Consider the following 25,585-nt stretch of genomic DNA (forward strand, 5'->3'; position numbering starts at 1 on the left):
GGACTGGGCCATGCAGACCGGCATCGTGATCCTGTTGCTGCTGGCCCTGGCTGCCGCCAACCTGCCGTTCGCCACCGCCCGCGTGGCCTGCGTGTTCAAGGTGGCGCGCAAGCATTTCGGCTGGCAGGCGCTGGAGCTCGTCGTTCTGTATCTGCTGGTGGGCTTGCTGGCCCGCCTGCTGGAGGCGCAGACGATGCCGGTGCATGCGCAGAATTGGCAGTTTTACGTCACCACTTTCGCGCTGTTCGTGGTGGCGGCCTTTCCGGGCTTCGTCTACCGCTATTTCTGGCGCAAGCCGGGACAATAGCCGCGCTAACGCGCAAACCACAAAGCACTGCCTCGGCAGTGCTTTTTTATTGTCATTTGTTGCGGCTGCTTGCTTAATATCGCATTTTGAATGAAATTGACATTTTATATCCGCATGAAATGCGGTGAAAACTCAATGGTCATCATCATGCGCAAACTACTGACAGTTTCCTTGTTCGCCCTGCTGGCGGGCGTTGCCCAGGCCGACGAACTGAAACCGGCCCGCCACGGCGATTTCGCCCATTACACCTTCGCGCTGGCCTGGCTGCCGGGCTTTTGCGCCGCCGGCGGAGAGGGCTGTCTGCCCAGCCAGTCCAAGGAGGAATTGATCGGTCTGCATGGCTTGTGGGCGTCGGAGCCCAAGAGTCTGGAGGACAAGGGGGTGAAGGTGCAGCAATGGTGGGCGTCGGGCTGCTCGCTGCTGCCGCATGTACTGGCGATTCCGGTGTTGTCGGAAGAGTTGAGGCAGCGTTTGAAGGAAACCATGCCGCAGCTCGCCAGCGATTTGCAGACCCATGAATACGTGAAGCACGTCCAGTGCTTCGGCTACGATGCCAACGAGTTCTTCTCTACCGCCTTGCAGATGCGCGAAGCGGTGGTGGACAGCGACTTTGGCCGCTATCTGAGCGCCCAGGCCGGCCAGATCCGCACCGGTGCGGAAGTGAAGGACGCATTCGCCAAGGGCTATGCCACCGCCGAGCGCGGCGCGTTGCAGCTGCGCTGCGCCAAGGACGCCAAGGGACGCAATGTGCTGGCCGAGCTGTGGTTCACGCTGAAGAAGGACAAGCTGGACAGCTTCCCGGAGGCGGACAGCTTCATGGATACGCCGGCGGCGGAGCGCGAGGACACCTGCGCCCAGCCCTTCCTGCTGCCCAAGTGGTAGCAGGGCGTAAAAAGCCGCCCGGCCGTGAGGCGGGGCGGCTATTCCATCCGTAGGCCAGGTGCTCAGTCTGTGCCGTATTGCGGCGAGCGCGGGCCGTACAGCATCCCGTTCGTGTGCCCCGCGGACAGCAGCTGATTGCTGGCCATGCCGGCGACCGGATAGGTGGCGTCGGTGGCGCTGTTGACGATCTGCTTGATCGCGGCGTTGATCAGCATGCCCACCAGTCCGCCTGAATTGTTGTTACTGTTGGCGTTGTTGGCGGCGGCGCTGCCGGCCCACAGCTCCTGGCCGCTCTTCAGGTCCACCAGCTTGGTCTGCACTTCTACTTCCGCGACGCTGTCTATCACGCTGTAGCGCACGCCATAGCGCTTGACTGTCGTGTACAGCGCGGCGTCGGCGCCGAAGATTTCGCGTAGCTTGGCCGGAGAGACTGCCTGGATGTCGTTGGCGGTGGAGAGGCCGTTCTGCTTGAAGGTTTCCGTCATCAGGGCGACGGGCACCACGTAGTAGCCGGCTTCAGCCAAGGGGTAGCTCATCTGGGACAACACGCCGCTGGTGGCGTTGACTTCAGGAGAGTCATTGACCGGAGGCAACACCAGGATGTTCCGCGGGTGGCTTTGTTTGTAGGCGGTGTAGTCGCGCTTGACGATCGGGCCGGCGCAGCCGGTGGCCAGAACGGCCAAAGAGGCGATCAGCGTCGCCTTGACGAGATGCTTGAGCATGATGTCCTCTTATTTTTTCAGTTTGCGCATCAGGAAGTCCAGATAGGGCGCCGACTCGGGGAACAGCTTCTTCTCCGCGTCGAATTCTTGGGCCATCCGGTCGGTGTTGCCGGCATTGGCGTACAGCATGCCCAAATGGGCGTGATAGCCTGGCGGCTCCTGATTGCCCTTGGCGCGTATCTTCTGCAGTCCTTCCTCCAGCACGGAAATCTGTTTCTGCGCGTCCGCGCCGTCGCCTTTCAGGTACTCATACACTTCCGGCTGATACGATTCCCATTGATAGAGGGTTTTGGGGCCGGTCGCGCAGGCGCTGAGCAGCGCGCAGCCAGCCAGCAGGCCGATCACGCGGCGATGCGGTTTGATGTTTTTCGTTTTCATTGTCTCGGTTTTGTTTTTGTATGGGGTGAGGCTTATTTGCCGGGCGTCCAGGCGCCGGAATCGATGCCGTTGACCAGATTGTTGACCGCTTCGCGCATGGCCAGATCCAGCACCTTGCCATTCAGCGTGGAGTCATAGCTGGCGGTGCCGCCGAAACCGATGATTTCGCGGTTGGACAGTGAGTATTCGCCGGCACCTTGGGAGGAGAAGACGACTTCGGAGGTTTGGGTGTTGACCACGTTCAGGCTGACCTTGGCGTAAGCGATCTGTTGCTTGCCGCGACCGAGGATGCCGAACAGCTGGTGGTCGCCCACTTCCTTGCGGCCGAATTCGGTGACGTCGCCGGTGATCACGTAGTCCGCTCCCCTCAGCGTTTGCGCTTGCTTCTTCAGACCGGCTTCTTGCTTGATTTCAGCCAGGTTGTCGCGGTCAAGCACATTGAAACGGTTGCTCTGCTGCAGATGGGTGATCAGCACGGTCTTGGCCTGGCTGCCCAGGTGATCGACGCCGTCGGAGAAGATGCCGCGCATGAAGCTGGAGCGGTTGTCGAACTTGCCGACCGAAATCGGCGCGCGCGGACCGCTGTAGGGTTTGTTGGCGCTGGCGACCTGCGCGACCGCGAGTGTCTGGGAAGACTCGGTGGCGCAGCCGGATAGCAGGGCGGCTGCCAGGGCGGCGGTGAAAAGCGTTTGTTTTATCATTAACAATCTTCCTGTTTTAAATACGTGTGCGTATGTTAACGGCGGTTAACAATATACCGTAAGTTGGAAGACTGCCATCGGATTAGGTGAGTGACATTTGAGGCCGGGCAAGCGCCCGGCCTGCCGGATCAATAAACGCGCGTTTCGCCCTGCGGGCGGTTCTTGAAGCGCTTGTGCAGCCAGAAATACTGGTCCGGAATTTCGCGGACGCGCTCTTCAAGGAAAGCGTTCATGCGGCGGGTGTCGGCCTCGATGTCCTCGCTGGGGTAGTTGTCCCAGGGCGGGTAGAACTCCAGCTCGAAGCGATCGCCGACGCGACGGGGGATCGCCGGCACCACCTTGGCGCGAGCCAGCTTGGCGATGCGCGACATCCCGGTGATGGTGGCCGCCTTGACGCCGAAGAAGTCGACGAACAGCGAGTCGCGGACGCCGAAGTCCTGGTCCGGCAGATACAGGAAGGGCGCGTGGTCCTTGCGCATCGCCTTGATGATGGGGCGCAGGCCTTCCTGGCGCGACACGATGTAGGCGTTGTCGTAGCGCTGGCGTCCGGCGTAGATCTGCTTGTCCAGCGCCTCGTTTTTCTGGTGGGAATACACGCTGACTAGCGGGATGTACTGGTTAAGCGCGTAGACGCACATCTCGAAGCCGACGAAGTGCGGATAGAACAGGATCACATCCTCGCCCTTGTCGCGCAGCTCAGTGACGTAATGCAGGTTCTTGATGTCCACCAGGTTGTCGATCCGCTTGGCAGAACTCCACCAGCACACGCCGTACTCCAGCGCCAGCCGTATCATGTGCTGGCAGTTCTTGCGGATCAGCCGCTTGCGTTCGGCCAGCGGCATGTCCGGGAAGCACAGCCGCAGATTGATCAGGCCGACGCGGCGGCGGCCGCGCGCCAGCAGGTAGGCGAGGTTGCCCAGGCCGGCGGCGATGAGGCCGATGGCCCGCATCGGCAGCAGGCGGATCAGCCATAGCAGGGCGAAAGCGATTTTCATGCGTGTCCTTGTTCTGCGTCCGGCCTGGTGACGCCGGCCGGGCATTTGTAGCGGTTGTAGCTCCACAGGTATTGGCAGGGAAAGCGGCGGATCAGGCTCTCCACTTGGGCGTTCATCTGCGCGCAGTCGGCTTCCTTGTCGCCGGTGAATGGCTGGGCCAGCGGTTCGATATGCACCGCGAAGCCCTGGCCGCCGGGCAGGCGCTCGCCGACGAAGAACAGCGTGGTCACCTTGTTCATTTGCGCCAGCCTGGGCACCAGCGTCATCGTGTAGGCGGGGCGCCCGAAAAACGGCGCCCATACGCCCTCGCCGTTGCCGGGAACCTGGTCGGGCAGGATGATGGTGGCTTCGCCGGATTTGAGCGCCTTCATCAACGCGCGTACGCCGGCGGCGGTGGCCGGCGCGGTTCGGCCCTTGCCGCGCGCGCGGCCGGCTTGCATCACCGGTTCCAGCCAAGATAGCTTGGGCGGTCGGTACATGGCAGTCAGCGGAAACGGCAGGCGCGAACTGATGTAGCGTCCGGCGATGTCGTAACTGCCCAGGTGTGGCGTAACGAAGATGATGCCGTTATCATTCCCCAGGGCTGTCTCGACGTGCTCCCAGCCGTGGCACTGCTTGACCATGGCGGCGATGTCTTCCGGGCTGCGGCACCAGGCGATGGCCAGCTCCAGGGCGCCCTTACCGGTTTCCGCTGCTGCTAGTTTGACTTGCCGTGGTAAAAGCTGATAGTTTTCGTAGATTTTACTAAAACTAAGATTTTCCCGCAGCCGCGCCGAAAAACGGGGCGATGCGAGGTAAGTCAGCCGCCCCAGAGCGGCGCCCAAACCTTGTAGCCAGGATAATGGGAGGCTCGCCAGGAAGGTCAGTAGCAATTGGATTAGCTTGGACATAGGCTGGGCGGTCTTGATCTGAAAGCGGCCTATTCTACCATCACAGGGTTTTGTATTTTTTGGGAACGCATAATAAATGAGTGAATACCTGTTTACCTCGGAATCGGTCTCCGAAGGCCATCCGGACAAGGTAGCCGACCAGATTTCCGACGCCATCCTCGACGCGATCCTGCGCGAGGACAAGCATGCGCGCGTCGCGGCCGAAACGCTGGTCAATACCGGTCTGGTCGTGCTGGCCGGCGAGATCACCACCACCGCCAACATCGATTACATCAAGATCGCGCGCGAGACCATCAAGCGCATTGGCTACGATGATTCCGAGCTGGGCTTCGACTACCGCGGCTGCGCGGTGATGGCGTGCTACGACAAGCAATCGCCGGATATCGCCCAAGGCGTGAACGAAGGCGAGGGCCTGGATCTGAACCAGGGCGCCGGCGATCAGGGCCTGATGTTCGGCTACGCCTGCGACGAAACGCCGACGCTGATGCCGTTCCCGATTTACTACGCGCACCGCCTGGTGCAGCGTCAGGCCGAACTGCGCAAGGACGGCCGCCTGCCGTGGCTGCGTCCGGACGCCAAGAGCCAGATCACCTGCGTGTACGACGGCGCCACCGGCCTGCCCAAGCGCATCGACACCGTGGTGCTGTCCACCCAGCATAGCCCGGACATCGATCACAAGACGCTGTCCGAAGCGGTGATCGAAGACATCGTCAAGCCGGTGCTGCCGCCGGAAATGATCACGCCGGAAACCAAGTTCCTGATCAACCCGACCGGCCGCTTCGTCATCGGCGGCCCGATGGGCGACTGCGGCCTGACCGGCCGCAAGATCATCGTCGACACCTACGGCGGCGCGGCGCCGCACGGCGGCGGCGCGTTCTCGGGCAAGGATCCGTCCAAGGTTGACCGTTCGGCTGCGTATGCCGGCCGCTACGTGGCGAAGAACATCGTCGCCGCAGGGCTGGCCCGCCAGTGCCAGATCCAGGTGTCGTATGCGATCGGCGTGGCCGAGCCGACCTCGATCGCGGTGGATACCTTCGGCACCAACCGGATTCCGAACGAGAAGATTGTCGAGCTGGTGAAGAAGCATTTCGACCTGCGTCCGAAGGGCATCATCCAGATGCTGGACCTGCTGCGTCCGATCTACGGCAAGACCGCCGCCTACGGCCACTTCGGCCGCGAGGAGCCGGAGTTCAGCTGGGAGCGTACCGACAAGGTTGAGGCGCTGCGCGCCGACGCCGGCCTGTGATTTAACCGGCCGCAGTCGAAAAAACCGCCAGTTACTGCTGGCGGTTTTTTTATTGGCCGCTGGCGGCGCGCACGCTGCAGTTCTTGCCGGCCGCCTTGGCCTGGTACAGCGCCTGGTCGGCGCGGCGGTACAGCTCGTCCAGCGCGCGGCCGTTGCCGGGCAGGGCGGCGATGCCGCAGGAGAAGCTGGCGCGGAACGGATGTTCGCCGACGTGTTCCAGCCGATGAAAATCGCGCCGCCATGCCTCAACCCGCTGTTGCGCCTGCTCGGCGTCGCTGCCAGGCAGCACCACCATGAATTCCTCGCCGCCCAGCCGGCAGACGATGTCGGCGGCCCGGCTTTGCTGTTGCAGCAATCGGGCCAGCGCCTGCAGCACCCTGTCGCCGACCTGGTGGCCGTGCAGGTCGTTGATGCGCTTGAAATCGTCCAGATCCATCATCGCCACCGCGATCGGCTTCGCCTCGCGCTCGGCGCGCTCGCGTTCGCGCTCGAAGGTTTCGTCCAGGTAGCGGCGATTGAAGAGGTGCGTCAGCGGATCGCGCAGCGTCTGCTCGCGCAGCGCCGCCTGCAGCGTTTCGATTTCGGCCAATCTATCGGTCAATTGCAGATTGGCCTCGCGCAGCGCGTCCTCAGCCTGCCGCCGCTGGGTGATGTCGCGCATCACCAGCATGCGGGTGCGCGCCGGTTTGTGGAAAGGCTCGATCTCGTAAGCGCGGATGTCCAGAATGCGGCCGCCGTCCGGCGTCGTCAGCTCCAGATGCGCGCCGGTTTCCAGCATGCTGGCCTCCAGCCATGGGGCGGGCAGCGGCTGGCCGGGCCAGTCCGCCGGCGCGCCGCCCAGCATGTGGACCCCGGAGGGATTGATGTCGAGGATGCGCAGCTGGTGATCGACGACCACCACGCCGTCGCCCATGGCTTCGAACGCGCGGGCGCGGGCCACCGGCACCAGGTAGAGCAGGTCGATCGCGAAGATCAGGCCGGTGAAGGCGAAAGAATGCGGCGTCGGGTCCAGGCCCTGCAGAGGAAAGGCGCCTGTCAGGTAGAGGATGTTGCCGAACCACGGCGCGACCGCGCTCAGCATCAGCGTCAGCGACTGGCCGCGAAAATGAGCGGGGAAGTAGTGCAGCGCTCGGATCAGCAGCAGGCTGCCCAGCAGCATCATCAGATAGGAATAACCGGCGACGCCCAGCCAGAACGCCGGACCGTGGCCGTAGATCAGCAGGTTGTGGCCCGAGGGGCTGGGCTGGAAGCTGGTCCAAATCAGATGGTGGTATTCATTGCAGGCCGCCAGCAGCAGGCATAGGGCCGGGACGGCGAACAGCAGGGCCAGCCCGCGCCGCCGCAGCGAGATGTGGTTGTAGTCCAGCGCGAGCAGCAGGAACAGCACCGGAGTGCTCAGCGTGCCCAGGTATTCCACCTTGGACCAGAACAGCTTGGCGGCTATGCTGGTGACGGACAGTTCGCACATCGCGCCGGCCGCCCAAAATGCGACCGAGGCCATCAGCAGCGCCAGCCAGCGCACGCCGGCGAATCGCCTGCGGCTCCAGGCGATGACGCTGATGGCGGCGGCCAGCAGCGCGGCCAGGCCGGATAAGGCGGCCAGCGGGGTGAACACGAAACTCATGGCGGTCCGGTGGGAGGACAAGCCCTTAGTTTATCGCTTTGACATGACAAGTCCTACCTTTTCCGATTCGACTGGGTATAATGTCCCGGTCACCCGAGGAGCGCTGCGAGGAGTCTTCTCCCCAGGCTCGGGCAGCCGCCGGCCGTTTCATCAGCCAGCGACCCAACGGCGCTCACCTGACTCATGACCGTGGCGGCACGGGGTGACGGGTGGGCCGCATCCTGGCCGGCCGCGTGAACAAGGACGCTTCACGATGGCTGACTTTTCTGATTTCCATGTAGCTGACATTGCGCTTGCCGGTTGGGGGCGCAAGGAATTGAACATCGCCGAGACCGAGATGCCCGGCCTGATGGCGACGCGCGACGAATACCACGCCGCGCAGCCGCTGCGCGGCGCGCGCATCGCCGGCAGCCTGCACATGACGGTGCAGACCGCGGTGCTGATCGAGACGCTGACGGCTTTGGGCGCCGAAGTGCGCTGGGCCTCGTGCAACATCTTCTCCACCCAGGACCACGCCGCCGCCGCCATCGCCGCCGCCGATATTCCGGTGTTCGCGTTCAAGGGCGAGAGCCTCGATGAGTACTGGGAATTCAGCCACAAGATCTTCGAATGGCCCGAAGGCCAGCCGGCCAACATGATCCTGGACGACGGCGGTGACGCCACGTTGCTGCTGATGCTGGGCAGCAAGGCGGAGAAGGACATCGGCGTGATCGCCCATCCGACCAATGAAGAAGAGACCGCGCTGTTCGCGTCGATCAAGCGCCATCTGGCGGTAGATCCGCACTGGTACTCGAAGCGTCTGCAGCATATCCAGGGCGTCACCGAGGAAACCACCACCGGCGTGCACCGGCTGTACCAGCTGGAGAAGGACAAGCAGCTGCCGTTCCCGGCGATCAACGTCAACGACTCGGTCACCAAGTCCAAGTTCGACAACCTGTACGGCTGCCGCGAGAGCCTGGTCGACGGCATCAAGCGCGCCACCGATGTGATGGTGGCCGGCAAGGTGGCGGTGGTGCTGGGTTACGGCGACGTAGGCAAGGGCTGCGCGCAAAGCTTGCGCGGCCTGGGCGCTACCGTGTGGGTGACCGAAATCGATCCGATCTGCGCGCTGCAGGCGGCGATGGAAGGCTATCGCGTGGTGCGGATGGACGAGGTGGCCGATCAGGCCGACATCTTCGTCACCGCCACCGGCAACGTCGGCGTGATCACCCACGAGCACATGAAGAAGATGCGCAACAACGCCATCGTCTGCAATATCGGCCACTTCGACAGCGAGATCGAAGTCGCGTCGTTGCGCCAGTACCAGTGGGAAAACATCAAGCCGCAGGTCGACCACATCATCTTCCCCGACGGCAAGCGCGTGATCCTGCTGGCCGAAGGCCGTCTGGTGAACCTGGGTTGCGGCACCGGCCACCCGAGCTTCGTGATGTCCAACAGCTTCACCAACCAGGTGCTGGCGCAGATCGAATTGTTCGCCAACGGCCATCAGTATGAAAAGAAAGTCTACGTGCTGCCCAAGCACCTGGACGAGAAGGTCGCCCGTCTGCACCTTTCCCGCATCGGCGCGCGCCTGACCGAATTGTCCGACCTGCAGGCTACCTACATCAGCGTGCCCAAGCAGGGGCCTTATAAGCCGGATCACTATCGTTATTGATTATTGAACCAAGGCGAAACGGACAGCCCTCATAGAATGGTGCTGTCCGTTTTTTTTCGGGCAAGCCAGACGATCAACGGCACACAGAGGCCGGCAGCCAGGACAGCGATAGAGAGGACCACCATGACACAGACGCCGCGCACCTTCAGTTTCGAATTCTTTCCGCCCAAGACGCCTGAGGGCGTGGCCAAGCTGCGCACCACGCGCCAGCAGCTGGCCCAGTTCAAGCCGCAGTTCTTCTCGGTGACTTTCGGCGCCGGCGGAACTACCCGCGACGGCACCTTGTCCACCGTGCTGGAGATTCGCAGCGAAGGCCAGGCCGCCGCGCCGCACCTGTCCTGCATCGGCTCCACCCGCGAGAACATCGCCGCCATCCTCAACGAATACCGCGGCAACGGCATCCGCCACCTAGTGGCGCTGCGCGGCGACATCCCGTCGGGCATGGTGGCCGCCGGCGAATTCCGCTACGCCAACGAGCTGGTGGAGTTCATCCGCGCCGAGCATGGCGACCATTTCCACATCGAGGTGGCGGCCTATCCGGAATTCCATCCGCAGGCGCGCTCGGCCGAGGACGACCTCGCCAACTTCGTGCGCAAGGTCCGGGCCGGAGCCGACTCCGCGATGACCCAGTACTTCTTCAACGCCGACAGCTATTTCCGTTTCGTCGACGAAGCGCGCGCGCGCGGGGTGGACATTCCCATCGTGCCGGGTATCATGCCGATCTCCAATTTCGGCCAGCTGTGCCGCTTCTCCGACATGTGCGGGGCGGAAGTGCCGCGCTGGCTGCGCCTGCGCATGCAGGCCTATTACGACGATACCGCGTCCATCCGCGCGCTGGGGCTGGACGTGGTGACCGAGCTGTGCGACCGCCTGTTGCAAGGCGGCGCGCCCGGTCTGCATTTTTACACATTGAACCAGGCGGGCCTGGTCTCCACCATCTGGCAGAGGCTGGGCCTGTGACGGCGAGCGGGCGGCGCGAGGCCGCCCGCAGCCGCGAATGACAGGAAAGCTGATGCAAGACCAACAAGCCGTTCAAACTGCGCCCCGCAAATCGCTGCTGGGCCAAGTCATTTTCAGCAGCCGCTGGCTGCAATTGCCCATCTATCTGGGCCTGATCGTGGTGCAGGGCGTGTACGCCTGGAAATTCCTAGCCCAGCTGTGGGAGCTGCTGGAGGGGCTGAACCACCTGACCGAGACCGACATCATGCTGGCGGTGCTGGGCCTGATCGATGTGGTGATGATCGCGAATCTGCTGGTGATGGTGACGGTGGGCGGCTACGAGACTTTCGTGTCGCGTCTGCGCATCGATACTCATCCGGATCAGCCGGAATGGCTGGACCATGTCAACGCCTCGGTGTTGAAGGTGAAGCTGTCGATGGCCATCATCAGCATTTCGTCCATCCATCTGCTGCAGACCTTCATCAACGCCAGCCGCATCGACGAGCACACCATCAAGTGGCAGCTGTTCCTGCATCTGGCCTTCTTGCTGTCGGCGGCGGCCATCGCCTACACCGACAAGCTGCTGGCCAGCGCCACCGCCCACCACCAGCGCGATTGATCGGCGCAGCCAAAACAAAACGGCCCTTTGGGGCCGTTTTGTTTTTGGGGCGCGCGCCGTTTACAGGCCGCGCATCTGTCCCAGAGGCAGCGCGGTGGTGCGCTTGATCTCCTTCAGCACGAAGCTGGACTTCACGTCCTCGACGCCTGGATGCTGGAGAAGCTCGTCCATCACGAAGCGCGAGAAGTGCTCCATGTCTTCGAAATACACCTGCAGCAGGTAATCCATCTCGCCGGTCATCGCGAAGCAGTTGATCACCTCCGGCCAGTTTTGCACCGCGTCGATGAAGCTCTGCAAATGCATATTGCCGCGTTTTTCCAGCGTGACGCGCACCCAGGCCTGCAGGCCTAAACCGATGTGAGCGGGGTCGAGCAGGGCGACGTACTGGCGGATCACACCGGACTCTTCCAGTTGCTTCAGTCGGCGCAGGCAGGGCGACGGCGACAGCGCCACGCGTTCGGCCAGCTCGACGTTGGTCAACCGGCCGTCAAGCTGCAGCTCGGCCAGAATACGCAAGTCTGTCTTATCTAATGTGAGACTTGGCATATTTTCTCCTGATAATCGGTTTGTTGAGACATTTTATTCCTCAATATCGCTCGGCAAAATCTATTTAGCAAGATAATTGCCGCCCGCTTTCCATAGAATAAAAAGCCTAAATCGCAAACGGCAGCGCAAGACTGCCGATGCATGTCGATGGTGTGTGACAGCAGACAACGATTTGTTCGGAGGAGAGCCAAGCCGTACCGCCATCAGCGTCCGGCACCGGCGCGCGCGCGTCCCAACGCGCACTCCGCTTCCCCTTGTCTCTGCTTCCTCCCGCCCCGTCGAACCGTTCCTTCCGCCCTGCGGATAGGCATGCGGTCAGCTTACATAACGCGGATCGTCTGCGCACGTTTACAAAGTCTGAATGAAAATTGATAGTCCATGCCGTCATTGACAGATATGGGGCTATAAACAGAGGAGAAACAGATGAAAATGGAAGCCATGCTGCAAAATCCGCTCGCCACCGACGGTTTCGAATTCGTCGAATACACCGCTCCCGATGCCGAGGGCGTGGAGAAGCTGGACCAGTTGTTCCTGTCGCTGGGCTTCACCGAGGTTGCCCGCCATCGCAGCAAGGACGTGCGCCTGTACCGCCAGGGCGACATCAACTTCATTCTGAATGCCGAGCGTAGCCAGCCGGCCAGCGAATTCGCCAAGGCGCACGGCCCGTCGGCTTGTGCGATGGCCTGGCGCGTCAAGGATGCCGCCAAGGCTTACGAGTACGCGCTGTCGCACGGCGCCAAGCCCTACCAGCGTCCGGTGGGCGCGATGGAGCTGAACATCCCGGCGGTGGAAGGCATCGGCGGCTCCGCGCTGTATTTCGTCGACCGCTACGGCAAGGACAAGGACATCTACGAGATCGACTTCGTGCCGCTGGAGGGCGTAGACCAGCATCCGTACGGCGTCGGCCTGACCGAGATCGACCACCTGACCCACAACGTGGCGCGCGGCAATATGGCCACCTGGGCCGATTTCTACACCGGCATCGCCAATTTCCGCGAGATCCGCTACTTCGACATCGAAGGCAAGCTGACCGGCCTGGTGTCCAAGGCGATGACCAGCCCCTGCGGCAAGATCCGCATTCCGATCAACGAATCGTCCGACGACAAGAGCCAGATCGAGGAATTCCTGCGCCAGTACAACGGCGAAGGCATCCAGCACATCGCGCTGACCACCGCCGACATCTACGCGACGGTGGAAACGCTGAAGGCGCGCGGCACCCGCTTCCTGGATACGCCGGACACCTATTACGAGAAGGTGAACAGCCGCGTGCCGGACCACGGCGAGGACGTCGCCCGCCTGCACAAGAACAGCATTCTGATCGATGGCGCGCCGGTGGAAGGCATCCTGCTGCAGATCTTCACCGAGACCGTGATCGGCCCGATCTTCTTCGAGATCATCCAGCGCAAGGGCAACGAGGGCTTCGGCGAAGGCAACTTCAAGGCCTTGTTCGAGTCCATCGAGGAAGACCAGATCCGCCGCGGCGTGCTGAAGGCCGATTGATCCATTCCCGCCGCGGCGGCCGACTCCGGACTTCCGGGCGGGCGCCGCGGCGTCTTGCCGTATGTACATCATGCAATGGCGCGGTCTGTGCGTCGCCGGCCGCGCCGACAGGACATCCAAAATGCGTAAATGGATCAGTTACCCGCACCGCGAAGGCACCATCTCGCGGCAGGCCCACGCCGATTTCCCGGCCGAGGCCATCTACGAGCGCGAAGTGGGCCGCAGCGGCTTCTTCGGCCCGGCCACCCATCTGCACCACAAACACCCGCCGACCGGCTGGAGCGCCTGGGAAGGTCCGCTGCGCCCGCGCGCCTTCGACCTGAACGAGCTGCCGCACGGCACGCCGGCGCCGTGGGACGCGCCGCTGGTGTTGCATAACGCCCAGTGCAAGCTGCGGATCTGGCGCTGCGACAAGGCGATGACCCAGCTGTTCCGCAACGCCGATGGCGACGACCTGTTGTTCATCCATTCCGGCAGCGGCGAGCTGTTCTGCGACTACGGCCACCTGAGCTACCGCGACGGCGACTACATCCTGGTGCCGCGCTCCACCAGCTGGCGCATCGAGCCGGCCAGCCCGACCACCATGCTGCTGGTGGAAACCAGCAACGGCGCCTACCAGCTGCCGGAAAAGGGCCTGGTCGGCCCGCACGCGATCTTCGACGAGGCGGTGCTGGAAGTGCCGGCGATCGATGACGCCTTCAAGGCGCAGCAGACCGAGGACGAATGGCAGGTGGTGATCAAGCGCCGCGGCGCGCTGTCCACCGTCACCTACCCGTACAACCCGCTGGACGCCATCGGCTGGCACGGCAATCTGTCGGTGGCGCGCGTCAACTGGCGCGACATCCGCCCGCTGATGAGCCACCGCTACCACCTGCCGCCGTCGGCGCACACCACCTTCGTCGCCGACGGCTTCGTGATCTGCACCTTCGTGCCGCGGCCGATCGAGTCCGACCCGGGCGCGCTGAAGGTGCCGTTCTATCACAACAACGACGATTACGACGAAGTGATCTTCTACCACGCCGGCGACTTCTTCAGCCGGGACAACATCAAGCCCGGCATGCTGACCTTCCACCCGGCCGGTTTCACCCACGGCCCGCACCCGAAGGCTTTCGCCAAGGCGATGACCGACCCGAAGAAGTTCACCGACGAAGTGGCGGTGATGATAGACGCGCGCGACGCGCTGGAGCAGGGGCCGGGGCTGGCCAGCGTGGAGTGGCAAGGATACGTGGACAGCTGGAAGCCCAAAGTTTGAGCTTGAGTTCATTTCTACTGCGCGGGCCGATCTCGAAGCTGCGATGCTCGCTGTACCACTTGTACAGCTGCGCGTCTCGCTTCGACCTCGGGCCGCTCGCGACGAAATGCTCCTCAAGCTGCGTTAAGCATTTAAATACCAAGCAAGCGCGTCACTGCCTGTTGGCAGAAAGAACATCAAGATGAAATTAGCCACCTACCACAACCACACCCGCGACGGCCAGCTGATGGTTGTCAGCCGCGATCTGACCCGCGCCGTGGCGGTGCCCGCCATCGCCGCCACGCTGCAGGGCGCGCTGGACAATTGGGCGCAGGCCGAGCCGCGCCTGAAGGAAGTCTACGCCGCGCTGAACCAGGGCAAGGTGCCGGACGAGGTCGCCTTCGATTCCAAGCGTTGCCTGAGCCCGCTGCCGCGCGCCTACCAATGGGCCGACGGCAGCGCCTATTTGACCCACGTCGAGCTGGTGCGCAAGGCGCGCGGCGCCGAGGTGCCGGAAAGCTTCTACACCGACCCGCTGATGTACCAGGGCGGTTCCGACGCCTTCCTCGCGCCGACGGCCGACATCCCGCTGCGCGACGAGGCCTGGGGGCTGGACTTCGAGGGCGAGGTGGCGGTGGTCACCGGCGACGTGCCGCTGGGCGCGCCGGCCGACGCCAAGCACATCCGCCTGCTGATGCTGGTCAACGACGTGACCTTGCGCGGTCTGATTCCGCCGGAATTGGCCAAGGGCTTCGGCTTCTTCCAGAGCAAGCCGGCCACCGCTTTCTCGCCGGTCGCCGTCACCCCGGACGAGCTGGGCGACGCCTGGGACGGCGGCAAGGTGCACCTGCCGCTGCTGGTCGATTACAACGGCGCTTTCTACGGCAAGCCTGATTGCGGCGTGGAGATGCAATTCAGCTTCCCGCAACTGGTCGCCCACGTGTCCAAGACCCGCGAGCTGGTCGCCGGCTCCATCGTCGGCTCCGGCACCATCTCCAACAAGGACCGCTCGGTCGGCTCTTGCTGCCTGGCCGAGCAACGGATGATAGAAACCATCGAGCAGGGCGCGCCGAAGACGCCGTTCATGAAGGTGGGCGACACGGTGCGCATCGAGATGAAGAATGCGGCCGGCGACAGCATCTTCGGCGTGATCGAACAGACCGTGGTGAAACATGACTGATCGCGTGCTGTACGGTTATTTCCGTTCCAGCGCCGCCTACCGGGTGCGCATCGCGCTGAACCTGAAGGGGCTGGATTACCGCTATCAGCCGATCAACCTGCTGAAGGGCGAGCAGCGCAGCGCCGAGTATCTGGCGATCAACCCGCAAGGCCTGGTGCCGCTGCTGGACGACGACGGCGTCAGGATCGCGCAGTCGCTGGCCATCTGCGAATACCTGGACGAGGCTTACCCGGACACGCCGCGGCTGTTGCCGGCCGATCCGGCGGCGCGGGCGCGGGTCCGCTCGCTGGCGCTGGCCATCGCCGCCGACATCCATCCTTTGCAGAACACCAGGGTCGGCAAGTATTTGCAGACCGAGTACGGCAAGGACGAGGAGGGCAAGGCCGAGTGGATACGCCACTGGATCCGCACCGGCTTCGACGCGCTGGAAAAGCAGCTGGCCGAGTCGCCGAGCCGCTATGCGGCAGGCGATGAGCCGACGCTGGCCGACGTTTGCCTGCTGCCGCAGGTGTTCAGCGCCCGCCGTTTCGGCGTGGATCTGGCGCCGTATCCGAACATCGTCCGCGTCGCCGACGAGTTGGAGCATTTGCAGGCATTCGCCGAAGCGCATCCGTCCCGCCAACCGGACGCGATGTAAGTCTTTGATCTGAAGGCCCGGCCGCGTAGAGCGGCCGGGCCGCTTGTTTTCACAGGGCGGCGACAGGCTGTTTTTTTGCAATTATTCCTTGACGCGAATGGCGTCCTCTGATTAAATGCGTGGCTCTGACGGCGCGGTAGCGCTGAAGGTAGAAGTGGCCAGTTAGCTCAGTTGGTAGAGCAGCGGATTGAAAATCCGCGTGTCCGTGGTTCGATTCCGCGACTGGCCACCACAGCAAGGCCAGTTAGCTCAGTTGGTAGAGCAGCGGATTGAAAATCCGCGTGTCCGTGGTTCGATTCCGCGACTGGCCACCAGATTAAAAAAGCCGAATCCGCAAGGGTTCGGCTTTTTGCATTGGGCGCCGGGATGGCGCCCGGCAGCCTCAGCAGGCGTCCTCCACGGCGTTTTTGGGCGAGGGCGCGCGGGGCAGGGCGGCGGCGATCAGCAGCGCGCAGGCGCCCGCCGCCAGCGTCAGGCTCAGTCCGGCGCGGGCGCCGTAGGCATCGATCGTCAGGCCGCACAAGGACGCGCCGCCGGCCACGCCCAGCAGAATGCCGGTGACCAGCCAGGTCAGGCTCTCGGTCAGCCGCGCGCGCGGCACGGCTTTCTCCACCATTTCCATCGCCACGATCAGCGTCGGCGCGAAAGACAGTCCGGACAGCAGCATCACCGCCGCCAGCCAGAAAACGTTCGGCGCCAGTGAGATGAAGACGGAACTGGCCGCCGTGGCCGCGCAGCAGCACAGCAACAGCCTGCCCAGCGGCATGGCCGGCTTGAGCGCGCCGAAGGCCAGCCCGCCGATGCCGGAGCCCAGCGCGTACAGCGCCAGCACCCAGCCGGCGGCGGACGGCGAGCCTTGCGCCTTGGCGAAAGCCACCGCCGCGACATCGATGATGCCGGCGATGGCGCCCAGCGTGCCCATCAGCAGGGCGAGAACCGGCACCGGCGGCAGGAAGAGCGCGGACCGGCCGCTGCCCGGTGTGGCGGGGTGGGCCGGCGGTTCGGTGGCTTTCTGACGCAGCAGGGCGAAGACGCTGAACAAGATCAGCAGCGCGGCCGTCAGCGGACCGGCTTCGGGAAACCAGGCCATGCACAGGCCTATCGACAGCGGCGGGCCCATCACGAAAGCTATCTCGCTCAGCACGCTGTCCAGCGCGAACGCCGTCGGCAGCAGCGTCTGGCCTTCCAGCAGCTTCGCCCAGCGGGCGCGCGTCATCGCCGGGATGCTGGGCAGGCAGCCCGCCGGCGCCGCGCACAGGTACAGCGTCCAATGCGGCGCGTCCAGGCGGCTGCACAGGACCAGCGCCAGCAGGGCGAGAGCGCCGATGCCGGTGGCCGGCGGCAGCACCCGGCTTTGGCCGTAGCGGTCGGCCAGCCGCGACACTTGCGGCGTCAGCAGGGCGGTGGCCAGCATCAAGGTGGCGGCCACCGATCCGGCGAGGCTGTAGCTGTCCCGGGTCAACGACAGCATGGTGATGATGCCGACCCCCACCATGGTGCTGGGCAGGCGCGCCACCCAGCCGGCCAGCGCCAGCGCCGTAACGCCCGGCGTGCGGAAAAGTTGGCCGTATCGATTGGCCATGGGGGAATTCTCCTTGTGGTTTTCCGCGTATTTGCGGGGGATTGTGCCGATAGGTCAAGTTATCCAGGCCATATGTCTTTGTCAATTCTAGGACGGTCGCCGAGTGGGCCAGATTCGACGGCGTATAATCGGAAGCTCGTTTCGCGCTGGAGTTCTCATGCCTTATCGTTTCATCGCCTCCGATCTGGACGGCACCCTGCTGGACCAGCATCACGCCGTGACCCCGTTGACCGCCTCCACTCTGCAGCGTCTGGAGAAGCGCGGCGTGGGGTTCGCCCTCGCCACCGGCCGCCATTACCTGGACGTCAGGGGCATCCGCCAGGCGCTGGGCGTGCGCGCCCATCTGATCACGTCCAACGGCGCGCGGGTGCATGATCCGGACGATGCCTTGATCTATCGGCGGAATATCGACGCGGAACTGGTGCGCGTCATTTCGCAGCCGGAGTTCGCCGCCGGCGCCATCGTCAACTTCTATCTCGACGACGAGTGGCTGATCAGCGAGCCCTGCCAGGAACTGCTGGACATGCACAAGGACTCCGGCACCGCGTATCGGGTGTGCGATCTGGCCCGCCATGACGGCGCGGGCGTGGGCAAGGTGCTGTACATCGCGCCGCACGAGCATTTGCTGGGCGTGGAGCGCAGGCTGCGCGAGCGTTTCGGCGACAGGCTCTATATCACGTTCTCGCTGGAACATTGCCTGGAGGTGATGGCGGCCGGCGTGTCCAAGGGCCATGCGCTGGAACTGGTGCTGGAGCGGCTGGGCATCCCGGCGGAGGCGTGCCTTGCTTTCGGCGACGGCCAGAACGACATCGAGCTGCTGCGGGCAGCAGGGCACCCGCGGGTGATGGGCAACGCCCATCCGAGGCTGAGCGACATGCTGCCGCAGGCTCGGCGCATCGGCAGCCATGCGGAGTCGGGCGTGGCGCTGCACTTGCGAGAGCTGTTTATTTTGTAGATCCAGTTATCATTCTTGGTTAGGTTGTAGAGCTGTAAGAGGTATGTCCATATTCTTATCGCTGTTTGCTTGGATTATTTTTTGGAGTGTGATGTTTACTTCACCTCCATGATGATTTCATGTGCTCGGGCGTATAGCTCGTGTGTTCTGTATATGCTATTGAGATGCTTGCTAAGCATAAGGCGTAGGATAGCGCTTGGGAGCTAATAGTTTTCTTGATAGGCAGGATTTCATATGCAACTCCTAGTATAATTTCCAAGATAAGTGCTGGACCTGTCAAAAATAAAGTCACATTATCATTTTTATCTAAAGCATCATATCGGTAGTTGGACAATCTATATAAATAGTGACTCTTTGGTACTTGCTCATTTGGTGAAATATGGAATTCATTTTTTAATATAAATTGATATCGCCTTTTTACCTCTCTGAGAATTATACGAATGAGCCGTGAGTTTTTCTCTGCGATCAGAATATTATTATTGAACTCTTGCCGGCTTTGATATGAAGTAAGTGCAACAAGGTCCGAGTGCGTTCTTGCATGAATTGACGCTAATTTTATGGAGCGAAGATTGCTTGCGATTTTTTTTATTTTATACAGTGCAAATGGGTCTTTTTCTGCTAGGTAGTTTTCTAAAACAGATATGTCTAGATTAAGATGATGTCCAACTTGCCTCAGTTGTCTTCTTTTTCTTAGAAAATACTCTGATTTGATAATGCTGATTATGTTATGGCTTGCTTTGCTCTCTATGATGCCGAAGATGGATTCAAGGGATGGTAAAGTGTCGACGTCAATATACATGCCGCCGGAATGGTAAAGTATAAGTAATCTCAGTATATCTGCTGCCGCTGCGGCATTTCCTCTTAATGTAATCTCCATCAAGTACATGTGATAGAAAAATGGGTCATTGAAAAGATGGTGCTGGGTTTTTATGTCTATTAGGAAATAATTATTTTTTAAGTGTGAGATACTTTCCTTTGCTTGATGAAGTGTGCTTATTAAATTTTTTGCGAGTGTGGGAGAGTGCTGTTCCGATATTTCGATGAGAGATTCATCAAAGGAAATCCCATTCTTAAGCCTCGTTTGAATGTATTCATGAAAGTCGTTTTGAAAGGTAATAATTTTTTCGGCTGGAGTGTTATTGTCAATTGAATAACATTGTTTAAATATTTCTTTTCTCTGATTGAATAATAGAAATCGGCTGTCATAGTAAATTGTAATTGTTTGATTTTCTGACAGTGATTCTTTCCATATTTCAATATATTCTAAAGCAGTTTCTCTTAAGGATCCTATCCATATGAAGAAAATATTGCTGAGTGTCACGCTATTCATTACGGGAGAGGTGATTTTCTTATTGTGCTTATCAAGCATATTTTTTATTAGATGCTCTTTTCCATTTAATATCAAAGCATCGAATTTTTCAGCATAATAAGCTACCACTTCTTTTTGGTTTTTTTTCATATGAATAGTAGTTTCAATTGGGTTTGGTATTGTTTAATTGGTTGATAGAGAATTAAGTAAAAATAAAGTGGATTAATTGTCTAGACGATGTATTTTAATCAGTGGATGACATTGATAAAGAAAAGGCTGTGTTAGGAGACTAGGAAATGTAGGGTTGTTCTATGCTAGCTCTTATTTAAATTAATCACGAGTAAGCTTGAAAAGCCCACAATGAAATTACGGTGTCCGTTTTTTGTCAAGCGTGATTATTCACATCAGGTTGAGTGGTTGAATTGATGTAAAATCATCATGAAAATGCAAATAGCATTTTTATGTGTTTCTATTTTGGAGATTAGAATGAAAAAAGTAGTTTGCTACCAAATGCAAGTCATTTCAGATGTGGAAATCGCATCCGTTGTCGGGGGGGAGCGGCTGTCAGATCCTCCGGGGCAGGGAGGGAACAATGGAGGTGGTAATAATAGTGGTGGTAGCAGTTGGAGTGATAATCTGAATACTGCAATCAGCGGTGATAAGGGATGTGTTTCGGGGGCGAGAGATTTTCAGAATGGTGGGGGTGGTAATAATAGTGGTAGTAGTCGAGTAATTTGCACTCATTTCTACCGTAAGGGTATGTTGGATCGTGAAACATGGCGTGCTGATTTAGAATATACGCAATACTATCTGCCATCTGCGATGGTTCGTGGTTATCATGTATGGGCGATTCCTTATGTTCGTCTGATGCGTAAATCACGATTGGCTGAGAGTATTATGTTCCCTATTGCAAAGTGGCGTGCAGAAGAGTTAGCTTATAAGATGGGGCGTCGTGAAAAGGGCAATTGGAAGGGCAAGGTAGTGCGTGCTCTATTAGAACCGATGTGCTGGGGGCTTGGAATATTTGCCAGTGAGCGTGATTGGGAAGCTCTTTGGCGTGAGCGTACCTCATTGGCCTAAGGGTAATTGAACGTCCAGTGGTTTAATAAAAACGCCAGCGAGATCCGCTGGCGTTTTTTGTGTCGCTGAGAGGTCAGCCTTGCAGCGCGGCGGCCAGGCTGGTGGCCTGATCGCCGACGATCAAATGCAGCACGCCCGGCGCCACCAGGGTGACGGCGGACACGCCAGCGGCGCGGGCTGCGGCCTCGTCGAAGCACGCCGCGTCCTTCAGCTCCACGCGCAGGCGGGTGTGGGCGATGGCCTCCACCTTGCCGAGGTTGGCCGGGCCGCCCAGCGCCTGCTTCAGCGCGGAGACGTCGGCCGTGGCGGCGGCTGTCGGAGAGGCTGCGGGCGCGGCGGCTGCAGGAGCGGACGACAGCTCGGCGTCGCTGCCCGCGCCGCGCAGATAGATCTCCATATCGGTCTTCAGATTCTCGGATAACGGTCCGAAGATGGCCTGGATGCCGCTGCCCACCACCACCACGCCGGACGCGCCCATCGCTTTCAGCTTGGGCTGGTCCACCTTGGCGGTGTCCTGCACCGCGATGCGCAGGCGGGTAATGCAGGCGTCCAGGCTGCGGATGTTGGAGCGGCCGCCGAAGGCCAGCACCAGTTCGCGGGCGCGCTGGTCTTCGCTGACGGCACCGATGCTTTCCGCGCTTTCATCTTCGCGGCCCGGCGTCTTCAGGTTGAACTTGGCGATCACGAAGCGGAACACCGAGTAGTAGACCACAGCGTAGATTGGGCCCAGGATGAACACGTAACTGGCATGCTTGGCCTTGTCGCCTACTAAGTTAAACAGTACGAAGTCGAGGCCACCTTGTGAAAACGTGAAGCCCATGTGCATGTCTAGCGTGTTGGCAATAAAGTGGGCCGAGGCGACGAGGCAGGCGTGAATAAAGTACAGCACAGGGGCGACGAATAAGAAGGAGAACTCGATCGGTTCAGTGATGCCGGTTAGAAACGATGCCAGCGCGGCAGAGACCATGATGCCGCCTACTTTTACGCGGTTTTCCGGTTTGGCCGAGTGCCATATTGCAATGGCCGCGCCAGGTAGACCAAACATTTTGAAGAAAAATGCGCCAGCAAGTACCCCTGCGGTATGGTCGCCAGCGAAAAAGCGGTTGATATCGCCGTGGATATGCTTGCCGCTAGCGTCGACGAAGTCGCCCATTTCGAAGAAAAACGGCAAGTTCCAAATGTGGTGCAGGCCGAAGGGGATTAGCAGCCGCTCAAGGAAACCGTATACGGTAGCGGCGGTGCGCGGGTCGCTGACGGCCGCCCAGTGGGAGAACGTTTCGATGGCTTCGCCAATCGGTCGCCATATCACAGACAATACTGCGCCCAGACCGATGGCGCCGATGGCGGTGATGATGGGCACGAAGCGTTTACCGGCGAAGAAACCCAGGTATTCGGGCAGTTTGATCCGGTAGAAACGGTTGAACATATAGGCAGCCAGGCCGCCGGCAAGAATGCCGCCGAACACGCCGGTCTGGATAGATGGCAGGCCCATGATCATGGCGGTTTTCACGCCCATCAGGGTAGCCATCACGCCCAGGGTGACGGTGGTGACCAGGTGGCCGATCACCGCGGCGATGGCGGCGACGCCATCGTTTTCGGTAAATCCGAGTGCGACAGCTACGGCGAAGATCAGCGGCAGGTTGCCGAAAATCACCTCGCCGGAATGCTTCATCAGCGACAGGATCGCGAGGAGCACGGCGTTCTGGGTGTGGAAGTCGGTCGCGCCGATACCAAGCAGCAGACCGGCCACCGGCAGCACGGCCACCGGTAGCATCAGGGACTTGCCTACTTTCTGCAAGTTAGCGAATGCTGAGCTAAACATGATTATTATCCTGCTTTGACATGCTTATGGAATGTCGAGCGGCTGTGACGCCGTCCCCTCTATAAAGCCTCTTCGCGCGCCAAGCCGCTTGATCGGCGCCGGACGGCACCGGGTTTCCCCGGCGGTCTCCCCGCCCGGCGCCGCGGACTGTGCCCGCGCCGAGGCTTATTCTTTTAACGAGCGAGTTGATTCAGATGGTGGCGGACGTCGGTGACGGTGGACAGCGCCAGCACCTCGCGCGCCAGCTCGCGGCACTCGTCCATGCTCCAGCGCGCCAGCGTGGCTTTCACCGAGGCGACCGCCGGGGTGCTGACCGACAGCTCGGTCACGCCCATGCCCACCAACAGCGGCGCGGCGCGTTCGTCGGAAGCCAGGCCGCCGCAGACGCCCACCCACTTGCCGTGCGTGCGCGCGCCCTCGCAAGTCAGCGCGATCATCGCCAGCACGCCCGGGTGCAGCGCGTCGGCCTGCTTGGCCAGCTGCGGGTGGCCGCGGTCCATCGCCAGCACGTACTGGGTCAGGTCGTTGGTGCCGATGGAGAAGAAGTCCACTTCCGGCGCGAAGCGCGCGGCCAGCACCGCGGCCGACGGCACCTCCACCATGATGCCCACCTTGACGCCGGACACGCCCAGCGCGGCCTGCTCTTCGGCCAGCACGGCCTTGGCGGCGCGCAGCTCTTCCAGCGAGGCCACCATCGGGAACATGATGTGCAGCTGGGTCTGCGGCGCGGCTTGCAGGATGGCGCGCAGCTGGGTGCGCAAGAGGTCGGGGCGTTCCAGGCTGACGCGGATGCCGCGCAGGCCGAGGAAGGGGTTGTCTTCCTTGGGCAGCGGCAGATAGGACAGCGGCTTGTCGCCGCCGACGTCCAGCGTGCGGACCACCAGCGGGCGCTCCTTGCCCAGCGCCTCGGCCACCGCGCAGTATTCGGCGGCCTGCTCGGCTTCGGTAGGCGCGGTGTCGCGGTTGTCGAACAGGAATTCCGAGCGCAGCAGGCCCACGCCCTCGGCGCCCTTGGCCACTGCTTCGCGCGCGTCGGCGGCGTTGCGGATATTGGCCACCACGTCGATGCGGGCGCCGTCGCGGGTCGCGGCCGGACGCATCGAGCTTTCAGCCTCGGCGGCGCGGCGCTCGGCCAGGCGGGCGATGTCGCGCTCGGCGGCGGCGATGTCGTCCGCGGTCGGCGCGATGGCCAGCGTGCCCTCGCTGCCGTTCAGGATCACCTGCAGGCCTTCCGGCAGCTTCAGCGCGGCCTGGGAGATGCCGCAGATCGCCGGAATGCCCAGCGAGCGCGCCAGGATGGCCACGTGGCTGGTGGCGCCGCCGGTGCGGGTACAGAAACCCATCACCTTGGACGGATCCAGCGCGGCGGTGTCGGACGGGGCCAGGTCTTCGGCGATCAGGATGGAGCCGGCCGGCAGCTCCAGCGCGGCCTGCTTGACGCCGGCCAGCAGCGCCAGCAAGCGGCGGCCCACGTCGCGGATGTCGTTGGCGCGTTCGCGCAGCAGCGGATTGTCCTGCGCCTCCAGGCGGGCGGAGTAGGCGCTGAAGGCCGCGCGCCAGGACCAGGCGGCGGACTTGCCGTCGGCCAGGCCGCTATAGGTCTGCGCGAGCAGCTCGGGGTCTTGCAGCAGTTCCTGGTGCATGGACAGGATGGCCTGCTTGGCCGGATCGGTCAGCTGGGCCTTGACCAGGTCCAGCTGGGCGGCGGCCTCCTCGGCGGCGCGGGAGAACGCCTGCTGTTCCACATTGGCGCCCTTGCCGTGCTCGGGCACGTCGAATTCCTGCAGGCGGTGGTGGACGATGCGGCCGATGGCGATGCCGGGCGAAGCGCCGACGCCGGCCAGCTGGCTGTCGCTGTCCTGCTGCTGGGCGAAGACCGGCATGGCGGCCGGAGCGATCGGCGCCTCGTCGGCCTTCTCGCCGCAGCGGTCGTTCAGCAATTGGGTCAGTTCCGCGATGGCGGCCGAGGCGTCGCCGCCGGCGGCGCGCACGCGCACCAGGTCGCCCAGCTTGGTGGCCAGGCCCATGACGGCGACCACGGATTTGGCGTTGGCCTCCTTGTCGCCAAGGATCAGCTGGATGTCGGAGGAGAAGGTCTTGGCCTTGCTGGCGAATACGGCCGCCGGACGGGCATGCAGGCCGGCGGGGTTGCCGATGGCGATGTCGGCGGACAATTGGGGTTCGGCGGTTTCGATAGGCAACACGGCCTTGCCGTTAGCCAGCTGCAGCGACAGCACCACGCTCTTGCCGGCGTCGACCATGCCGTCGGCCAGGCTCATCCTGGCCACGGTTTCGCCGTTGGTGACGATGATCTGGGTCAGCAGGCTGGCGGCCTTGCGGCCCACCAGGTCAAGGTCGAAGTCTATGACCGGCTGGCCGACGACAACTTGCTGGCCTTGCTCGACCAGCGGGAAAAAGCCTTCGCCTTTCAGCATCACGGTGTCGATGCCGATGTGCACCATCACTTCCACGCCTTCCGCGGTGGTGATGGTCAGCGCGTGGTGGGAGGAGTGCAGATTGCTGACCACGCCGCTGACCGGAGCCAGCAGACTGCCCGAAGTGGGATCGAGCGAGATGCCGTCGCCGACCATCTTGCCGGCGAACACGGGGTCCGGAACGCTGTCCAAGGGGACCAGCCACCCGGAAAGGGGGGCTAGAACATCTAATCTTGGTGCGGTGGTGCCCATGAGAAACTCCTCAATTCGTGGATAATTCCAGTCGTTTTATTACGAGCGTCAATCAAGCCGTTGGATGGGGGCCGGGCGATGGCCGCGCCGCGGCATGCT

At 61.6% G+C, this 25,585-nt stretch carries 23 protein-coding genes, 2 tRNA genes and 1 riboswitch; of the genes, 14 read left to right on the forward strand and 11 right to left on the reverse strand.

Translation table 11 applies throughout. From position 1 onward, the window contains the following. Positions 1-10: 10 nt before the first annotated feature. Both ACX17K_RS19105 and ACX17K_RS19110 read left to right on the forward strand, forming a co-directional pair. Positions 11-307, forward strand: a complete 297-nt coding sequence (locus tag ACX17K_RS19105) for a DUF2818 family protein (RefSeq protein WP_115616878.1) — start codon at positions 11-13, stop codon at positions 305-307. 147 nt (positions 308-454) lie between these two features. Continuing rightward, a complete protein-coding gene (locus ACX17K_RS19110) occupies positions 455-1,189 on the forward strand; it encodes a ribonuclease T2 family protein (RefSeq protein ID WP_493776009.1) in 735 nt (244 codons plus the stop codon). A 62-nt stretch (positions 1,190-1,251) separates the two neighbouring features. Here ACX17K_RS19110 and ACX17K_RS19115 read toward each other — a convergent pair whose 3' ends face one another. From ACX17K_RS19115 to ACX17K_RS19135, 5 genes are all read right to left on the reverse strand, one after another. Continuing rightward, the gene (locus tag ACX17K_RS19115) at positions 1,252-1,911 is read right to left on the reverse strand and encodes a DUF799 domain-containing protein (RefSeq protein WP_493776010.1); all 660 of its coding nucleotides are present in this window, start codon (positions 1,909-1,911) and stop codon (positions 1,252-1,254) included. 9 nt (positions 1,912-1,920) lie between these two features. Further along, a complete protein-coding gene (locus ACX17K_RS19120) occupies positions 1,921-2,289 on the reverse strand; it encodes a DUF4810 domain-containing protein (RefSeq protein ID WP_493776011.1) in 369 nt (122 codons plus the stop codon). A gap of 32 nt (positions 2,290-2,321) precedes the next feature. Further along, entirely contained in the window at positions 2,322-2,990 is a 669-nt protein-coding gene (locus ACX17K_RS19125) for a CsgG/HfaB family protein (protein WP_493776012.1), read from the reverse strand. 128 nt (positions 2,991-3,118) lie between these two features. After that, entirely contained in the window at positions 3,119-3,985 is an 867-nt protein-coding gene (locus ACX17K_RS19130) for a lipid A biosynthesis lauroyl acyltransferase (RefSeq protein WP_493776013.1), read from the reverse strand. After that, entirely contained in the window at positions 3,982-4,875 is an 894-nt protein-coding gene (locus ACX17K_RS19135) for a lysophospholipid acyltransferase family protein (RefSeq protein ID WP_493776014.1), read from the reverse strand. The genes ACX17K_RS19130 and ACX17K_RS19135 overlap by 4 nt, the downstream gene beginning before the upstream one ends. 76 nt (positions 4,876-4,951) lie before the next feature. On the opposite strand from ACX17K_RS19135, the gene metK reads away from it, so the two are divergent. Beyond that, positions 4,952-6,121 (forward strand): methionine adenosyltransferase, encoded by a 1,170-nt coding sequence (gene metK / locus ACX17K_RS19140; RefSeq protein WP_493776015.1) that lies wholly within the window; start codon positions 4,952-4,954, stop codon positions 6,119-6,121. A 49-nt stretch (positions 6,122-6,170) separates the two neighbouring features. Here metK and ACX17K_RS19145 read toward each other — a convergent pair whose 3' ends face one another. Next, a complete protein-coding gene (locus ACX17K_RS19145; RefSeq protein ID WP_493776016.1) occupies positions 6,171-7,745 on the reverse strand; it encodes a histidine kinase N-terminal 7TM domain-containing protein in 1,575 nt (524 codons plus the stop codon). An 89-nt stretch (positions 7,746-7,834) separates the two neighbouring features. Continuing rightward, positions 7,835-7,926, forward strand: a riboswitch (S-adenosyl-L-homocysteine riboswitch). A gap of 72 nt (positions 7,927-7,998) precedes the next feature. Here ACX17K_RS19145 and ahcY point away from each other — a divergent pair. The 3 genes from ahcY (at position 7,999) to ACX17K_RS19160 (ending at position 10,957) form a co-directional block, all read left to right on the forward strand. After that, positions 7,999-9,399: an adenosylhomocysteinase gene (gene ahcY / locus ACX17K_RS19150; protein WP_166441139.1), complete on the forward strand. Its 1,401-nt coding sequence runs from the start codon at positions 7,999-8,001 to the stop codon at positions 9,397-9,399. Positions 9,400-9,522: 123 nt separating this feature from the next. Then, positions 9,523-10,359 (forward strand): methylenetetrahydrofolate reductase [NAD(P)H], encoded by an 837-nt coding sequence (metF, locus tag ACX17K_RS19155; RefSeq protein ID WP_021476518.1) that lies wholly within the window; start codon positions 9,523-9,525, stop codon positions 10,357-10,359. A 52-nt stretch (positions 10,360-10,411) separates the two neighbouring features. Next, positions 10,412-10,957: a TIGR00645 family protein gene (locus ACX17K_RS19160; protein WP_493776017.1), complete on the forward strand. Its 546-nt coding sequence runs from the start codon at positions 10,412-10,414 to the stop codon at positions 10,955-10,957. A gap of 60 nt (positions 10,958-11,017) precedes the next feature. On the opposite strand, the gene ACX17K_RS19165 is transcribed toward ACX17K_RS19160, so the two are convergent. Then, complete coding sequence (locus ACX17K_RS19165; RefSeq protein WP_463089987.1) at positions 11,018-11,503, reverse strand: Lrp/AsnC family transcriptional regulator; 486 nt, start codon at positions 11,501-11,503, stop codon at positions 11,018-11,020. Positions 11,504-11,926: 423 nt separating this feature from the next. Here ACX17K_RS19165 and hppD point away from each other — a divergent pair, with 423 nt between their 5' ends. From hppD to ACX17K_RS19195, 6 genes are all read left to right on the forward strand, one after another. After that, the gene (gene hppD / locus ACX17K_RS19170) at positions 11,927-13,003 is read left to right on the forward strand and encodes a 4-hydroxyphenylpyruvate dioxygenase (protein ID WP_493776018.1); all 1,077 of its coding nucleotides are present in this window, start codon (positions 11,927-11,929) and stop codon (positions 13,001-13,003) included. A 121-nt stretch (positions 13,004-13,124) separates the two neighbouring features. Next, positions 13,125-14,255 (forward strand): homogentisate 1,2-dioxygenase, encoded by a 1,131-nt coding sequence (locus tag ACX17K_RS19175; RefSeq protein ID WP_231152997.1) that lies wholly within the window; start codon positions 13,125-13,127, stop codon positions 14,253-14,255. Between the two features lie 181 nt (positions 14,256-14,436). Further along, positions 14,437-15,414 (forward strand): fumarylacetoacetate hydrolase family protein, encoded by a 978-nt coding sequence (locus tag ACX17K_RS19180; protein WP_493776019.1) that lies wholly within the window; start codon positions 14,437-14,439, stop codon positions 15,412-15,414. Further along, positions 15,407-16,051, forward strand: coding sequence for a maleylacetoacetate isomerase (maiA, locus tag ACX17K_RS19185; RefSeq protein ID WP_493776020.1), 645 nt, complete (start codon positions 15,407-15,409; stop codon positions 16,049-16,051). The genes ACX17K_RS19180 and maiA overlap by 8 nt, the downstream gene beginning before the upstream one ends. A gap of 156 nt (positions 16,052-16,207) precedes the next feature. Continuing rightward, a tRNA-Phe gene (locus ACX17K_RS19190) sits at positions 16,208-16,283 on the forward strand. Between the two features lie 6 nt (positions 16,284-16,289). Then, positions 16,290-16,365 (forward strand) — tRNA-Phe (locus tag ACX17K_RS19195). A 68-nt stretch (positions 16,366-16,433) separates the two neighbouring features. On the opposite strand, the gene ACX17K_RS19200 is transcribed toward ACX17K_RS19195, so the two are convergent. Further along, positions 16,434-17,633: an MFS transporter gene (locus tag ACX17K_RS19200; protein WP_493776021.1), complete on the reverse strand. Its 1,200-nt coding sequence runs from the start codon at positions 17,631-17,633 to the stop codon at positions 16,434-16,436. 157 nt (positions 17,634-17,790) lie between these two features. On the opposite strand from ACX17K_RS19200, the gene ACX17K_RS19205 reads away from it, so the two are divergent. After that, on the forward strand, positions 17,791-18,588 hold the full coding sequence (locus ACX17K_RS19205) for a Cof-type HAD-IIB family hydrolase (RefSeq protein WP_493776022.1): 798 nt from the start codon (positions 17,791-17,793) through the stop codon (positions 18,586-18,588). 100 nt (positions 18,589-18,688) lie between these two features. On the opposite strand, the gene ACX17K_RS19210 is transcribed toward ACX17K_RS19205, so the two are convergent. Then, entirely contained in the window at positions 18,689-20,047 is a 1,359-nt protein-coding gene (locus tag ACX17K_RS19210) for a TcdA/TcdB catalytic glycosyltransferase domain-containing protein (protein ID WP_493776023.1), read from the reverse strand. A gap of 288 nt (positions 20,048-20,335) precedes the next feature. On the opposite strand from ACX17K_RS19210, the gene ACX17K_RS19215 reads away from it, so the two are divergent. Beyond that, entirely contained in the window at positions 20,336-20,977 is a 642-nt protein-coding gene (locus ACX17K_RS19215; RefSeq protein ID WP_493776024.1) for a hypothetical protein, read from the forward strand. Positions 20,978-21,050: 73 nt separating this feature from the next. Here ACX17K_RS19215 and ptsG read toward each other — a convergent pair whose 3' ends face one another. Next, a complete protein-coding gene (gene ptsG / locus ACX17K_RS19220; RefSeq protein ID WP_493776025.1) occupies positions 21,051-22,799 on the reverse strand; it encodes a PTS glucose transporter subunit IIBC in 1,749 nt (582 codons plus the stop codon). Positions 22,800-22,972: 173 nt separating this feature from the next. Further along, positions 22,973-25,486, reverse strand: a complete 2,514-nt coding sequence (gene ptsP / locus ACX17K_RS19225) for a phosphoenolpyruvate--protein phosphotransferase (RefSeq protein ID WP_493776026.1) — start codon at positions 25,484-25,486, stop codon at positions 22,973-22,975. Positions 25,487-25,585 lie beyond the last annotated feature (99 nt).

It is taken from the genome of Chromobacterium sp. INPA-IVC (assembly GCF_059047085.1).

Bases quoted from the DNA above. Each gene is read 5' to 3' on its own strand.
- ACX17K_RS19105 (WP_115616878.1), top strand. From the start codon at position 11: ATGCAGACCGGCATCGTGATCCTGTTGCTGCTGGCCCTGGCTGCCGCC.
- ACX17K_RS19110 (WP_493776009.1), top strand. From the start codon at position 455: ATGCGCAAACTACTGACAGTTTCCTTGTTCGCCCTGCTGGCGGGCGTT.
- ACX17K_RS19115 (WP_493776010.1), bottom strand. From the start codon at position 1,911: ATGCTCAAGCATCTCGTCAAGGCGACGCTGATCGCCTCTTTGGCCGTT.
- ACX17K_RS19120 (WP_493776011.1), bottom strand. From the start codon at position 2,289: ATGAAAACGAAAAACATCAAACCGCATCGCCGCGTGATCGGCCTGCTG.
- ACX17K_RS19125 (WP_493776012.1), bottom strand. From the start codon at position 2,990: ATGATAAAACAAACGCTTTTCACCGCCGCCCTGGCAGCCGCCCTGCTA.
- ACX17K_RS19130 (WP_493776013.1), bottom strand. From the start codon at position 3,985: ATGAAAATCGCTTTCGCCCTGCTATGGCTGATCCGCCTGCTGCCGATG.
- ACX17K_RS19135 (WP_493776014.1), bottom strand. From the start codon at position 4,875: ATGTCCAAGCTAATCCAATTGCTACTGACCTTCCTGGCGAGCCTCCCA.
- metK (WP_493776015.1), top strand. From the start codon at position 4,952: ATGAGTGAATACCTGTTTACCTCGGAATCGGTCTCCGAAGGCCATCCG.
- ACX17K_RS19145 (WP_493776016.1), bottom strand. From the start codon at position 7,745: ATGAGTTTCGTGTTCACCCCGCTGGCCGCCTTATCCGGCCTGGCCGCG.
- ahcY (WP_166441139.1), top strand. From the start codon at position 7,999: ATGGCTGACTTTTCTGATTTCCATGTAGCTGACATTGCGCTTGCCGGT.
- metF (WP_021476518.1), top strand. From the start codon at position 9,523: ATGACACAGACGCCGCGCACCTTCAGTTTCGAATTCTTTCCGCCCAAG.
- ACX17K_RS19160 (WP_493776017.1), top strand. From the start codon at position 10,412: ATGCAAGACCAACAAGCCGTTCAAACTGCGCCCCGCAAATCGCTGCTG.
- ACX17K_RS19165 (WP_463089987.1), bottom strand. From the start codon at position 11,503: ATGCCAAGTCTCACATTAGATAAGACAGACTTGCGTATTCTGGCCGAG.
- hppD (WP_493776018.1), top strand. From the start codon at position 11,927: ATGAAAATGGAAGCCATGCTGCAAAATCCGCTCGCCACCGACGGTTTC.
- ACX17K_RS19175 (WP_231152997.1), top strand. From the start codon at position 13,125: ATGCGTAAATGGATCAGTTACCCGCACCGCGAAGGCACCATCTCGCGG.
- ACX17K_RS19180 (WP_493776019.1), top strand. From the start codon at position 14,437: ATGAAATTAGCCACCTACCACAACCACACCCGCGACGGCCAGCTGATG.
- maiA (WP_493776020.1), top strand. From the start codon at position 15,407: ATGACTGATCGCGTGCTGTACGGTTATTTCCGTTCCAGCGCCGCCTAC.
- ACX17K_RS19200 (WP_493776021.1), bottom strand. From the start codon at position 17,633: ATGGCCAATCGATACGGCCAACTTTTCCGCACGCCGGGCGTTACGGCG.
- ACX17K_RS19205 (WP_493776022.1), top strand. From the start codon at position 17,791: ATGCCTTATCGTTTCATCGCCTCCGATCTGGACGGCACCCTGCTGGAC.
- ACX17K_RS19210 (WP_493776023.1), bottom strand. From the start codon at position 20,047: ATGAAAAAAAACCAAAAAGAAGTGGTAGCTTATTATGCTGAAAAATTC.
- ACX17K_RS19215 (WP_493776024.1), top strand. From the start codon at position 20,336: ATGAAAATGCAAATAGCATTTTTATGTGTTTCTATTTTGGAGATTAGA.
- ptsG (WP_493776025.1), bottom strand. From the start codon at position 22,799: ATGTTTAGCTCAGCATTCGCTAACTTGCAGAAAGTAGGCAAGTCCCTG.
- ptsP (WP_493776026.1), bottom strand. From the start codon at position 25,486: ATGGGCACCACCGCACCAAGATTAGATGTTCTAGCCCCCCTTTCCGGG.